A 12,448-nucleotide genomic window follows, 5' to 3' on the forward strand; every position below is an offset into this window, starting at 1 on the left:
GCGCAGAAGCGGCGTCGCGGGGTGCAGTCGGTGCCATTCGCCGTCGGTGAATCGCTCGGCGGCCTTCTCCGATGCGCTCAGCGGACCCCGGGCAGGCGACTCACAGTCCCGCCCGCCTGCTCTCCGCCAGCTCGACGAGCCGGTCGCGCAGCTCCGAGGCCTCGGCTTCTGGGAGACCCGGGATGAGCACACCGGTCGCGGCGGCGGCGGTGACGAACTTGAGGTCGGCCAGACCGAGCATCCTGCTGACCGGTCCGCGGTTGATGTCGATGAGCTGCATACGCCCGTACGGCACCGAGACGAACCGCTGGAACATGATCCCGCGTCGAAAGAGCAGGTCGTCATCGCGCATCAGGTAGCCGATGGCCCGTGCCCGGCGGGGCGCGATGATGAGGCTGATCAGGGTGATGACGACGATCGCTGCTAGTAGCACCCAGCCCCAGGTCCAGCCGGCGATCAGCCACAGGAAGGTCGCGACAGCTGCGGCTACGACTCCACTGATCAGCGCGCCGACGATGACGACGACGACGTACTTCGGCGACACCCGCTTCCAGTCGCCGACGGAGAGGTCAAGACGTGGGGGCATGGGCGTTCTCCGGGTCGTCGTCTTTGTCATCCGGGGGAAGGGTGCAGAGGAACTCGGCCACCAGGCCGGCCGCAAGGAGGATGGCGGCGCCGACCGTGGCGGTCACCGTGTACACGATCGACGAACTGGCCGGAATGACGGCACGGCTCAGCAGATACACGAGGAAGCCGATGCCGGCGCCGGTGAGCAACGATCCGCTGAGGCTGCATGCCTTGGCGAGCACGACGACACGCGTCGCCTGGAACGGGTCGATGCGTCGGGCCGTACTGCCCTTACGCGGATGCGTGGCCCGCCGGATCGGTACGGCGAAGGCCACGACGATGATCGCGATCGCCACCAGGGTGATGGGCAGCGTCAGCGGCGGGATGAAGACGGCGAGGCCCGCGCCGGCGGCGGCCAGCTCGACGAGAAAACCGATCACTGCACCGATCACGCCGAGCGCGATCAGGCTCGTTGCTCGTGTGCGCCTCACGAGGCTCCTCCCTGGGCCGGCGGTTCAACGTAGAGCGTCACGGTATCTGTCGCGCGAGCGGCGAGCGCGGCGACCGGTCCGTGGCCGGTGAGCACCGCATCCTGATCGACGTCGAGCCAGGGCACCAGCACGAAGGCACGCTCGGCGGCACGGGGATGCGGGAGGGTCAGCCTGTCGTCGGAGCTCTCGCGGCCGTCGAGGTCGACGATGTCGATGTCCAATGTGCGGTCGCCCCAGCGTTCCTCGCGCACGCGACCGAATTCGTTCTCGACCTCGTTGACGGCGTCGAGCAGGGCATGCGGCGGGAGGGCCGTGTGGATGCGTGCGACCGCGTTGAGGTAGGCGGGCGCGTCGTGATCCACCCCCGTCAGCTTCAGCGCGGGAGTCTCGTAGAGCGCCGACACGGCCTCGATCCGGATGCCCGGCACGGCGTCGAGCGCTTCGAGCGCCGCACGGATGGTCGCCGCCCGGTCTCCCTGGTTCGATCCGAACGCGAGCACTCCCTGCACACCGACCCGCAGCCGCTGGGGCTTCGGGCGAACTCCCCGCTCATCGACGCTCCCTCAGGATGCGCACGGCGACATCCTCGAACGGCACCTCGATCGGCGCATCCGGCTTGTGCACGGTCACCTCGACCGCGGTGACGGGCGTGTGGGCCAGCACCACCCCGGCGATGCGCTCGGCGACGGTCTCGATGAGGTCGACGGGATCGCGGCGCACCGCATCCGTCACCTCGAGTGCGAGCTCGCCGTAGTGCACGGTCGCCTCGACATCGTCGCTCGCGGCCGGCGTCGACAGGTCGAGCCACGCGGTCACATCGATCACGAAGTCCTGACCGTTCTCGCGCTCGAAGTCGTAGACGCCGTGGTTCGCGCGCACTCGCAGCCCGGTGAGGATGATCGAGTCGGTTCCGGTGGTCGAAGCTGGCCTAGTCATCTCGTCCAGCTTGCCATGCGCGGGCGACGTCGAGGGCGAGGCGGGTGGATGCGACATCGTGAACCCGCACGGCCCAGACACCCGCTTGCGCTGCGAGCGCGCTGATCACCGCGGTCGGCGCATCCCGATCGACCGCAGGAGACCCCTCCGGCAGCAGGGCAGACAGGAAGCGTTTGCGGGATGCGCCGATCAGCACCGGATACCCCAGCGTCTCGAACGCCGGGAGATTGCCGAGCACCTGCCAGTTGTGATGGGCGTTCTTCGAGAAGCCGAGACCCGGATCCACGATCAGCTTGGACGGATCGACGCCTCTGTCGAGAAGGTCGGTGAGCCGGGCGCTCAGTTCTGAGCGCACCTCCGCGACCGTGTCCGTGTATGTGGCGAGAGCGTCCATGGTGTCACTCTGCCCTCGCCAGTGCATGACGACGTACTGGAGGCCTGTGTCGAGCACGGCCTGGGGCATCGCCTCGTCGGCCAGGCCGCCGGAGACATCGTTGATGATCGCGGCTCCGACGTCAGCCGCGGCGCGAGCGGTCGAGGCGTGCATGGTGTCGACGCTGACGGTGATGCCGCGGGCGGCCAGCGCGCGGATGACCGGCACGACCCGCTGCTGCTCCTCGACGGGGTCGACGCTGCGAGCACCGGGCCGGGTGGATTCGCCGCCCACGTCGATGATGTCGGCGCCTTCGTCGACGAGGTCGACCGCGTGCGCGATCGCCGCATCCGGCTCCAACCAGAGACCGCCGTCGCTGAACGAGTCCGGCGTCACGTTGAGGACGCCCATGATGAGCGTCACGCGACGCCACGCCCGATCAGGGCGACGATCTCGGCGCGGGCGGCCGGCTCGGCCAGCTCCCCGCGGGAGGCGATCGTCACGGTGCTGCTCTCGGTCTGCCGGGCGCCGCGGGTGGTCACGCACTCGTGCTGCGCATCCAGAACCACCAGTACACCCCGGGCTTGGGCGCCGTGTTCGATCGAGTCGGCGATCTGCTCGGTGAGACGCTCCTGGAGCTGCGGGCGTGCCGCGAGCGTCTCGATCACGCGCGGGATGCGTCCGAGCCCGACCACGCGCTCGCCCGGCAGGTAGGCGACGTGTGCAACGCCGAGGAACGGCAGCAGGTGGTGCTCGCAGACAGACCTGAACTGGATGTCTCGCAGGATCACCGTCTCGGCTTCGTGCCCCTCGAGCGGCACCGGCTCGCCCAGCTCGGCCAGCGGATCCTTGCCGAGACCGGCGAAGAACTCCTCATAGGCGTCGGCGACCCGGGACGGAGTGGTCTCGAGTCCCGGACGCGACGGATCCTCGCCGATGGCGGCGAGGATCTCGGCGACGGCTGCCTCGATGCGCGGACGATCGAATCCGGTCATGCGCGCTTCGGCTCTACGCTGTGGCCGGGCGCGGCTTGCGAACGGGGGCGCGCTTCGGCTTCGACGGCGACTCGGAGTCGACGCCGCCGTCCACGGCACCCGCGTCGATCAGGGCCTTGGCCCGCGGGTAGTCGATCGGCGGCACGTCGGAGAGCGGACGCTTGTCGCTCGACAGCCACTGCGGGCGCTCGGGCAGCTTCTCGACATCCTTGAAGATCTCCGCGATCTCGTTGTGGTCGAGCGTCTCGTGCTCCAGCAACTCGGCGGCGAGCCGGTCGAGGATGGCGCGGTTCGCGTTGATGACCTGCCAGGCCTCGTCGTGCGCCTTCTCGATCAGCGCGCGCACCTCGGCGTCGACGCGCTCGGCGATCGTCTCGGAGTAGTCGCGCTGGTGACCCATGTCGCGGCCGAGGAACATCTCGCCGTTGGCCTGGCCGAGCTTGACCGAACCGATGTTGGAGCTCATGCCGTACTCGGTGACCATCTTGCGAGCGATCGAGGTCGCCTTCTCGATGTCGTTCGAGGCGCCGGTGGTCGGGTCGTGGAACACGATCTCCTCGGCGACACGGCCGCCCATCGCGTAGGCGAGCTGGTCGAGCAGCTCGTTGCGCGTCACGGAGTACTTGTCTTCCAGTGGCATGACCATCGTGTAACCGAGGGCCCGGCCGCGCGGAAGGATCGTGATCTTGGTGACCGGGTCGGTGTGACGCATCGCGGCGGCGGCGAGGGCGTGTCCACCCTCGTGGTACGCCGTCATCAGCTTCTCCTGGTCCTTCATCACACGCGTGCGCTTCTGCGGACCCGCGATCACGCGGTCGACCGCCTCGTCGAGGGCGCGGTTGTCGATCAGCTGCGCGTTGGAACGCGCGGTCAGCAGCGCGGCCTCGTTCAGCACGTTCGCCAGGTCGGCACCGGTGAAGCCGGGCGTCTTGCGGGCGAGCACTTCGAGGTCGACGGATGCGGCGAGCGGCTTGCCGCGCCCGTGCACCTCGAGGATCTTCTTGCGGCCGAGCATGTCGGGCGCATCCACGCCGATCTGACGGTCGAAGCGACCCGGGCGCAGCAGCGCGGGGTCGAGGATGTCGGGACGGTTGGTGGCCGCGATCAGGATGACGTTGGTCTTCGGGTCGAAGCCGTCCATCTCGACGAGCAGCTGGTTGAGCGTCTGCTCGCGCTCGTCGTGCCCACCGCCGAGGCCTGCGCCACGGTGACGGCCGACGGCATCGATCTCGTCGACGAAGATGATGGCGGGCGAGTTCTCCTTGGCCTGCTGGAACAGGTCGCGGACACGGCTCGCACCGACACCGACGAACATCTCGACGAAGTCGGAACCCGAGATCGAGTAGAAGGGAACGCCCGCCTCACCCGCGACAGCGCGAGCGAGCAGCGTCTTACCGGTTCCGGGAGGACCGTAGAGCAGCACGCCCTTGGGGATGCGCGCTCCGACCGCCTGGAACTTGGCCGGCTCCTTGAGGAAGTCCTTGATCTCCTGCAGTTCCTCGATGGCCTCGTCGGACCCGGCGACGTCGTCGAAGGTGACCTTCGGCGACTCCTTGGTGACGAGCTTCGCCTTCGACTTGCCGAACTGCATGACCTTGTTGCCGCCGCCCTGCATGCCCGACAGCATGATCCAGAAGAACACGCCGATGAGCAGCACCGGGATGAGGAAGCCGAGAGCCGAAAGCAGCCAGTTGGGCTGCGGGACCTCGTCGTCGAATCCCTTGCTCAGGCTGGCACTGTCGACCGCCTTGACGATGTCGGCACCACGAGGGGTGACGTAATAGAACTGCACCTGCGTGCCGAGGTTGCCGTCGGCCTGCTTCAGCGTGAGGTCGACGCGGTTCTCACCGTCGACGATCTTCGCGCTGGCGACCTTGTCGTCTTGGAGGAGTTCGAGACCCTTCTGGGTCGACACTCCTTTGAACCCCGACATCGTGATCAGGCTCGAGCCGATCCAGACGGCGACGATGGCAAGCACGATATAGAGGAAAGGCCCGCGGAAGATCTTCTTGGCGTTCATGGTGGTGCAAGGGTATCGCGCGGGGACTGTATGGCGGCTGCGTGTTCGCTTTGGGCGACACGAGCGTTCCGGCGGCGGCCACCGGGCTGCTTGCGCTGTCGCTCAGCGCGTCGGTCAGTGGGTCAGCGCCAGGTACTGATGCGCGTAGGCGATGGCCATCCCGCCCTCGCCGACGCCGGCGGCGACACGTTTGACCGAACCCGAGCGCACATCCCCGATCGCGAAGACGCCCGGGGCGCTGGTCTCGAGCGAGAACGGACGACGCTCGAGCGGCCAAGAGGAGCCGGCCGCCGCATCCCCGCCCGTGAGGATGAAGCCGTGGGAATCGCGATCGATCGACGGCGGGAGCCAGCCGGTGACCGCATCCGCCCCGATCATGACGAACACGACCGGAAAAGGGCGCATGGTCGTGGCGCCCGTCGAAGCGTCAAGCACATCGATGGCCTGCAGGCTGCTGTCGCCGTGCAGCCCGACGACCTGACTGCGAGTCTCGACGCGGATGCCGCGGTTCGCGCCGATCTGCTCGATGAGGTAGCTCGACATGCTCGCCTCCAAAGACTCTCCGCGCACGAGCATGGTGACGGATCGCGCGTGCCGCGAGAAGAAGATGGCCGCCTGCCCGGCGGAGTTGCCCGCCCCGATGATGCAGACATCCTGACCCTGGGCGATTCCGGCGTCGCTGCGGGCGGCCCCATAGAAGAGGCCGTTGCCGAGGTATCGCTCCACCGACGGCAGGGGGAGCGTGCGCCACTCGACACCGGTGGCGACGATCACCACGGATGATCGAAGGGTGTCGCCGCCGTCGAGTTCGATCTCGTGGCTGGTCGGATCGATCGCGCGCACGGTGCGGGTCACGACGATCTCCGCGCCGAGGCGCTTGGCCTGGGTGAGGGCGCGGCTGGCGAGGTCGTCGCCGGAGATGCCGAACGGGAAGCCCGTGTAGTTCTCGATCCGAGTGGAGGTTCCGGCCTGACCGCCGGGGGCGAGGCTCTCGATGACGACGGTGCGCAGCCCTTCGGCCGCGCCGTTCACCGCCGCGGTGAGGCCCGCCGGGCCGGCGCCGAGGATCACGACGTCATAATCGGCCTCGGTCGGCTGCACTTCGAGTCCGACGGCTTGGGCGACGTCGCGGATCGCGGGCGCGACGAGCTGTGAGCCGTCGCGGAGTTCGAGGATGGGGAACGGCTGGTCGTGTGTGGCCGCATCCGTCGTGTCCGTCGCATCCGTCGCATCCGTCGCATCCGTCGTCACTCGGTCGAACGGCACGTGGTTGCGGGTGAGGAACGTCGTGATCTCGCGCACCTTCGCGTCGAGCCGCGGACCGATCACGCGAGCCTCGGCATCCGGCTGCTCGGCTGCGAGCTCCTGGAGTGAGTCGAGATAGCGACGCGCAAGCCCGGCGACCTTCGTCGGAACCGACGGCGCCATCGCGGCGAGTGTGTAGTACGCCGTGACGTCGAGCTTGATGATGCGTGCGGGTTCGACCGCCCGGCCGCTCGCCGGGAACTGCGTGCTCAGGGTCATCGGCACCTCGCCGAAGAACTGTCCGGGCTTGCGCACCCCGATGACGCGCTCCTCACCGTTGACGACCTTGGTGAGCTCCGCCCGGCCCTCGATCACGACGAAGAGCGCGCGTTCGTCGCCTTCGTGCGCGAAGTACTCGCCGGGGAGCAGCTGGATGTCTTCGACAGTGTTCGCGAGATGGGCGAGGGTCGTCGGGGGAAGTGGGGCGAAGATCCGGATGCCACGCAGTTCTTCGACCGTGATCATGCGCTGAAACTATCCACACCGCCGCCCCAACGCAATCGAGTCCGGCCAAAATCCCGAAATCAGCGCGTGAATAAGGGGATTTTGGCCGGACTCGATTGCGTTAGTCGCGGAGCGCTCGCGACGCGGGCGCGACGCGGTCGCGGAGCGGGCGGAGCGGCGCGGCGCGGAGCGCGGGGTCAGCTGTAGACGGCGGGGGCGAGGATGCCGACGCCGCGCAGGTTGCGGTACTTCTCGGCGTAGTCGAGGCCGTAGCCGACGACGAACTGGTTCGGGATCTCGAAGCCGACGTACTTCACGTCGATCTCGACGCGGGCAGCCTCCGGCTTGCGCAGCAGCGCGACGATCTCGATCGACTCGGGGCCGCGCGAATGCAGGTTCGCCAGCAGCCACGACAGGGTGAGACCGGAGTCGATGATGTCCTCGACGATCAGCACAGTCTTGCCCTGCAGGTCGGTGTCGAGGTCTTTCAGGATGCGCACGACGCCGCTCGAGGCCGTGCCCGAACCGTAAGAGCTGACCGCCATCCAGTCCATCGTGACGGGGATCTTCAGCTCGCGGGCCAGGTCGGCCATCACCATGACCGCACCCTTGAGCACGCCGACGAGGAGCACATCCTTGTCGGCGTAGTCGCGCTCGATCTCCCGGCTCAGCTCGGCCAGACGGGAGCGGATCTGCTCCTCGGTGATGAGAATCTCGGTCAGGTCGTCGTGAACGTCCGTGAGTTCCATGAGGGCGGTGCTGTCCTTAGATGTTGTCCGAAAAGATGAGCAGTCCGTTCTGCCTGACAACTCTAACGCCTGGGAGGCTGAGCGGTTTCTGGCCGTGCCAGTCGGTGATCAGCTCAGCGACTGCGAGCGTATGCGCGCGACTGAGCGAGACACCGAACTCGGCGGATACGACCAGCCGGATGATCCGCTGACGCAGTGCGGGCGGGTCGGCGGCGAGGCCGCGGACGTCGAGCGCGACGCCTCCCTCATCCGTCTGGCTCACGAGCTCGAGTGCCCACTCGAGAGCGAGGCCATCGAGTGCCTCGTTGTCCTCCCGCAACTGATCGGCTGTGCGCGCCAGAGCCTCGGCGACTCCCGGCCCCAGTTCGCGTTCGAGCACGGGGAGAACGGATGCGCGCACGCGCACCCGCGCGTACGCCGGGTCCTCGTTGTGCGGGTCATCCCAAGCGGCGAGTCCGCTGTCGACGCAGAACGACCGGGTCGTCTCTCGTCGCACACCGAGCAGCGGGCGAAGCAGCCGCCCGGTGTCGGGCAGCATCCCCTGCAGGCTTGTCGGCCCCGAACCGCGGGCAAGACCGAGCAGCACCGTCTCCGCCTGGTCGTCCAGGGTGTGGGCGAGCAGGATGCGCTCGGCGCCGGTCGCCACGAGCGCACGGTCGAACGCGCCGTGTCGCGCCTCACGCGCCGCGGACTCGGGACCGGAGGCGTTCGCATCCACGGTCACGGATTCGATGAGAACGGGATCGAGGCCGAGCTCGCGAGCCTGCTCGGCCGCTCTCTCGGCTACCGCTTCCGAACCCTGCTGCAGATTGTGGTCGACGATGATCGCGCCCGCGCGGAATCCGGCCCGCGGCGCCTCGAAGGCTGTTGCCGCCGCGAGGGCGAGCGAGTCGGCCCCGCCGCTGAGACCGACCAGCACCAGTGCATCCTGAGCCAAGGGATGCGGCCGGCGCGGCCCGTGGTCGTCGTGCGGGTCGGGCGCGGGCAGGGCTGCAGCGGCGGCGAGCGAGTCGCGCACCGCGCGACGCACGTCGGCGATCGGCGGAGTCAGGCGGGGGCGCCGGGACGGCGTTGGCTGAGAAAGGTCCGGTGAACCGTCTACGTGCATCCAGTAACGTTATTCCAGTCTTTTCAACACGAGGGAGAAACAGTCATGGCCGAATACGACGTTGTCGTAGAAATCCCCAAGGGAAGCCGCAACAAGTACGAGGTGGACCACGAGACCGGTCGCGTGTACCTCGACCGCGTGTTGTTCACCAGCTTCGTCTACCCGACCGATTACGGGTTCTTCGAAAACACGCTCGGACTCGACGGTGACCCGGTGGATGCCCTCGTTCTGCTCGAATACCCGGTGTTCCCGGGTGTGGGCGTCAAGGTTCGCCCGGTCGGCGTGCTCAACATGAGCGACGAGGCCGGCAGCGACGCGAAGGTCATCGTCGTTCCTTACAAGGACCCGCGCTGGCAGCACATCCAGGACATCTCAGATGTTCCGGAGCAGACGCGCAACGAGATCGAGCACTTCTTCGCCCGCTACAAGGACCTCGAGCCCAACAAGTGGGTCAAAATCGAGGGCTGGGGCGACGCCGCCGAAGCCGACGCGATCGTGCAGGCCGGCATCAAGAAGCTCGCGGACGAGGGTCACTGAGCTTCCCACGGTTAACGAAGAACGCTCCCCGATCGGTGATCGGGGAGCGTTCTTCGTTTGCTGACTTGGGGTTCGCCGTTTAGCCCGGGCGGGCCACCTGCTGCCACGGCGAACCCCACACGGACTGGATCTTGACGACGTCGCCGGTCTGCGGAGCGGCGATCATCTTGCCGCCGCCGATGTAGATGCCGATGTGGTAGAAACTGCCCGGGCCGCTCCCCCAGAAGATCAGGTCACCGGCCTGACGCTGGCTGTACGACACGATCTTGCCGCGCTTTGCGAGCGTGTACCACTGGTCGTTCACCGAGTGAGCACCGATGTAGATACCCGCGTAGCTGTACGCCTTCATGGTGAGGCCTGAGCAGTCGTATGTGCGCGGACCCTCCCCGCCCATCGCGTACGGCTTGCCGAGCTGAGCCTTCGCGTAGTTGATCGCGGTTTGGACCACATTGCCGTTCGGCGGCGGGACCGGCGTCGAGCCGCCACCGCCACCGCCACCACCACCGCTCGTCGGGGGCTTGTGCGCCGCGGCAGCAGCCGCGGCCGCAGCAGCATCCGCCTCGGCCTTCGCCTTCGCCGCCGCTGCAGCAGCGGCCTTGACCCGCTCGCCCTGCAGGTAGGCGGCCTCGGTCACGGCGGTCGTGTTCTTCAGCGTCGCGAGCTGCGCGACGAGCTCGGTGGACTTGGCCTGCTGAGTGGCGAGTGCTGCTTCGACCCTGGCCTGCGCATCCTGAGCCGCGGCCAGAGCGGTGCTCGCCTTGGTCGCGAGGTCTTCGCGGGCGGCCTTCGCGACCTTGGCCTGGGCGGTGAGCGACTCGGCCGTGTTCTTGTCGGACGTCGCCTGCTCGTAGACCTGCTTCGACTGGTCGGTGAGTTTGTTCATCGTGCCGAGCTGATACAGCAGCTTGTCGGCCGCGTCGCCGGAGCCGCCACCCTTGAGCATCAGGCTGCCCGCGACGTCTCCGCCGCCGGACTTGGCCAGGTGCGAGGCCAGGAGCCCCGCCCGCATGCGCGACGTGTCGGCCTTCTCGGCGGCGGCGCTTGCCTGGCTGCTGAGGTCTTCGGCCTTGGCGGTGGCAACGGCGAGAGCGTTCTTCGCCTCGAGGTAGGCCTCTGCCGCCTTGGCCTGCTCGGTGCGTGCCGCGTCGACCGAGGACTGCAGCCCGGAGATCAACTTGGTGATGTTGTCCACCATCGCCTGCTGGTTGGCCTGGCTCGCCTTCGCCTGCTGAACGTCGTTCCAGGAGGGGTAGTCGACCGCGAACGCCGGCGGAGTGATGACGCCGATGGATGCGGTCACGACGCCCATCACTCCGGCGCCGATCGCGACGCCGGGGCGCACTCGGAATGCTTTCTCGTTGTCAGCCAAGAGGAGCCTGCCTTTGTCTCATGAAGGGGATTCCGTCGATCTTCACGCCGTTGACGCGAACCTCGAAGTGCAAGTGGCAGCCGGTGGAGGCGCCGGTGGATCCGACGTGGGCGATCGGCTGGCCCGCGCCGACGTGCTGGCCGTTGCCCACCATGATGCCGCCGTTGACGATGTGGGCGTAGCCCGTGTTGATGCCGCCGCCGTTGTCGATCAGCACGAAGTTTCCGTACGAGCCGCTGCGGCCCGCGAACTCCACGGTTCCGGAGTGCGCCGCGTAGATGACGGAGCCGCATCCCGCGCCGATGTCGATGCCGAGGTGGTACGTGCTGCCGCCATCGCCCGGCGAGGGGCGAGGACCGAAGCCGTCGGTGATGTGACCGCGCACCGGATTTGCCCAGCCCTGCGGACCGACGTAGCCGCCCGGGAGGCCCGCCGAACCTCGTGCTGCCGCGGCCGCTGCTGCCGCGGCAACGCCCGCCTGGTATCCGGCGACCGTCTGCGCCGTCTTGTCCTGGAGAGCCGCCAGCTGCGCCTGCATGATGACGATCTGCGACTGCTGCTCGGCGAGCTTGTCTTCCGCGGCCTTCGCTGCGGCTGCCGCCGCTTGAAGTGCCTGCTCGGCCGCGATGCGGAGCTTCTCGCGCTCCGTCTTCGCGACCTTCGCCTGCTCGGCGAGCGACTTCGCGGTGTTCTGGGCCGTCTTAGCGTCGGCGTAGACCCGGTTGGACTGCTCGACCAGGCGCGACATGCTGCCGAGGTCGGAAAGAAGCTTGTCCGGGCTCTTGTCCGAGGCGCCATTGCCGCTCAGGAAGAGGTTGGCTGTGAGGTTGCGGCCGCCAGAGCGGTACAGCTGGGCCGCGAGCTTGCCTGCCTGCGCGCTCGCCGCATCCGCCTTCGCCTTGCTGTCGTCCGCCTGCTTCTGAATCAGGTCGGCTTTGATGTTCGCCTCGTCGAACTTGGTCTGTGCGACCTCGAGCTCGAGGCCGCGCTTGTCCGCCTCGGCCTGGGTCGCGGCGACCTCGTTCTTGAGCTGCGCGATCAAGTTGTTGATGGCCGTGACCTGCGCCGCCGCCGTCGCTTCGTTGGCCTTGGCGTTCTGGACGTCCTGCCAGCTCGGATAGTCGGCGTATGCGGGGGCTGCTACGAGACCGACCGCGGCGATGACCGCGATCGCAGTGCCGGCGATCACCGAGCGGATGCTGCGTCGGTGCGCCTCGAAATGCCCGCGCGGGCGAGTCCGCCGGGCTAGGGGGAGACCGTTTCAGTACGTTTCATCGTTCCTCGAACCCGTCTGCTCTTGCGCGGCTTCAGTCACATGAGTCACACGGATCCCGTTGTCAACATCTGTCACTTTAGCAACAGCAACTTCCTTAAGCCCAGTGTCGGTAGGCGAAAAGCGGTCGGTCGAGGGGCGGGGGTGGCGTGTGAGAACACGGACGACCCGAGCGGCCGTCGATGCGAACGTATCCGGATGCGCGGCCTAATCCGTGGAGATTTGCGGGCTGGTCGCGGGATCGGCGAACGCGACGTGCCCGGGCCGCAGGCTCGATTGGC

13 protein-coding genes are annotated in these 12,448 nt (G+C 67.8%); 1 reads left to right on the forward strand and 12 read right to left on the reverse strand.

What is annotated here, in order from left to right:
- Positions 1-100: 100 nt before the first annotated feature.
- The 10 genes from ACQ86A_RS18060 to tilS all read right to left on the reverse strand — a co-directional run bounded on the left by ACQ86A_RS18060 (position 101) and on the right by tilS (position 8,988).
- Positions 101-586, reverse strand: coding sequence for a PH domain-containing protein (locus ACQ86A_RS18060; RefSeq protein WP_431278298.1), 486 nt, complete (start codon positions 584-586; stop codon positions 101-103).
- Positions 570-1,058 carry a DUF3180 domain-containing protein gene (locus tag ACQ86A_RS18065; RefSeq protein WP_431278299.1) on the reverse strand — a complete coding sequence of 163 codons (489 nt, stop codon included), beginning with the start codon at positions 1,056-1,058 and terminating at the stop codon, positions 570-572. Before ACQ86A_RS18065 ends, ACQ86A_RS18060 begins: the two co-directional genes overlap by 17 nt.
- Positions 1,055-1,558, reverse strand: coding sequence for a 2-amino-4-hydroxy-6-hydroxymethyldihydropteridine diphosphokinase (gene folK / locus ACQ86A_RS18070; protein ID WP_431278300.1), 504 nt, complete (start codon positions 1,556-1,558; stop codon positions 1,055-1,057). The genes ACQ86A_RS18065 and folK overlap by 4 nt, the downstream gene beginning before the upstream one ends.
- A gap of 49 nt (positions 1,559-1,607) precedes the next feature.
- Positions 1,608-1,994 (reverse strand): dihydroneopterin aldolase, encoded by a 387-nt coding sequence (gene folB, locus ACQ86A_RS18075; RefSeq protein WP_431278301.1) that lies wholly within the window; start codon positions 1,992-1,994, stop codon positions 1,608-1,610.
- Complete coding sequence (gene folP / locus ACQ86A_RS18080; protein WP_431278302.1) at positions 1,987-2,790, reverse strand: dihydropteroate synthase; 804 nt, start codon at positions 2,788-2,790, stop codon at positions 1,987-1,989. Before folP ends, folB begins: the two co-directional genes overlap by 8 nt.
- A complete protein-coding gene (folE, locus tag ACQ86A_RS18085; RefSeq protein ID WP_431278303.1) occupies positions 2,787-3,362 on the reverse strand; it encodes a GTP cyclohydrolase I FolE in 576 nt (191 codons plus the stop codon). The genes folP and folE overlap by 4 nt, the downstream gene beginning before the upstream one ends.
- 13 nt (positions 3,363-3,375) lie before the next feature.
- A complete protein-coding gene (ftsH, locus tag ACQ86A_RS18090; protein WP_431278304.1) occupies positions 3,376-5,382 on the reverse strand; it encodes an ATP-dependent zinc metalloprotease FtsH in 2,007 nt (668 codons plus the stop codon).
- Positions 5,383-5,496: 114 nt separating this feature from the next.
- Entirely contained in the window at positions 5,497-7,152 is a 1,656-nt protein-coding gene (locus ACQ86A_RS18095) for an FAD-dependent oxidoreductase (RefSeq protein ID WP_431278305.1), read from the reverse strand.
- A gap of 176 nt (positions 7,153-7,328) precedes the next feature.
- A complete protein-coding gene (hpt, locus tag ACQ86A_RS18100; protein ID WP_431278306.1) occupies positions 7,329-7,880 on the reverse strand; it encodes a hypoxanthine phosphoribosyltransferase in 552 nt (183 codons plus the stop codon).
- 16 nt (positions 7,881-7,896) lie between these two features.
- Positions 7,897-8,988, reverse strand: coding sequence for a tRNA lysidine(34) synthetase TilS (tilS, locus tag ACQ86A_RS18105; protein ID WP_431278307.1), 1,092 nt, complete (start codon positions 8,986-8,988; stop codon positions 7,897-7,899).
- A 45-nt stretch (positions 8,989-9,033) separates the two neighbouring features.
- Between tilS and ACQ86A_RS18110 the strand changes: the two genes are divergently transcribed.
- Positions 9,034-9,525, forward strand: a complete 492-nt coding sequence (locus tag ACQ86A_RS18110; protein WP_431278308.1) for an inorganic diphosphatase — start codon at positions 9,034-9,036, stop codon at positions 9,523-9,525.
- 79 nt (positions 9,526-9,604) lie between these two features.
- Here the strand turns inward: ACQ86A_RS18110 and ACQ86A_RS18115 are convergent, their stop codons facing one another.
- Both ACQ86A_RS18115 and ACQ86A_RS18120 read right to left on the reverse strand, forming a co-directional pair.
- Positions 9,605-10,894: an NlpC/P60 family protein gene (locus tag ACQ86A_RS18115; protein ID WP_431278309.1), complete on the reverse strand. Its 1,290-nt coding sequence runs from the start codon at positions 10,892-10,894 to the stop codon at positions 9,605-9,607.
- Positions 10,887-12,083, reverse strand: coding sequence for a M23 family metallopeptidase (locus ACQ86A_RS18120; protein WP_431278310.1), 1,197 nt, complete (start codon positions 12,081-12,083; stop codon positions 10,887-10,889). Before ACQ86A_RS18120 ends, ACQ86A_RS18115 begins: the two co-directional genes overlap by 8 nt.
- Positions 12,084-12,448 lie beyond the last annotated feature (365 nt).

The organism is Leifsonia poae, assembly GCF_050632195.1.
Lineage (GTDB): Bacteria > Actinomycetota > Actinomycetes > Actinomycetales > Microbacteriaceae > Leifsonia > Leifsonia poae_C.

What these genes read in the sequence shown, in the direction of transcription:
- ACQ86A_RS18110 (WP_431278308.1), top strand. Translation starts at nt 9,034, where the DNA reads ATGGCCGAATACGACGTTGTCGTAGAAATCCCCAAGGGAAGCCGCAAC.
- folB (WP_431278301.1), bottom strand. Translation starts at nt 1,994, where the DNA reads ATGACTAGGCCAGCTTCGACCACCGGAACCGACTCGATCATCCTCACC.
- hpt (WP_431278306.1), bottom strand. Translation starts at nt 7,880, where the DNA reads ATGGAACTCACGGACGTTCACGACGACCTGACCGAGATTCTCATCACC.
- ACQ86A_RS18060 (WP_431278298.1), bottom strand. Translation starts at nt 586, where the DNA reads ATGCCCCCACGTCTTGACCTCTCCGTCGGCGACTGGAAGCGGGTGTCG.
- ACQ86A_RS18095 (WP_431278305.1), bottom strand. Translation starts at nt 7,152, where the DNA reads ATGATCACGGTCGAAGAACTGCGTGGCATCCGGATCTTCGCCCCACTT.
- ftsH (WP_431278304.1), bottom strand. Translation starts at nt 5,382, where the DNA reads ATGAACGCCAAGAAGATCTTCCGCGGGCCTTTCCTCTATATCGTGCTT.
- tilS (WP_431278307.1), bottom strand. Translation starts at nt 8,988, where the DNA reads ATGCACGTAGACGGTTCACCGGACCTTTCTCAGCCAACGCCGTCCCGG.
- folE (WP_431278303.1), bottom strand. Translation starts at nt 3,362, where the DNA reads ATGACCGGATTCGATCGTCCGCGCATCGAGGCAGCCGTCGCCGAGATC.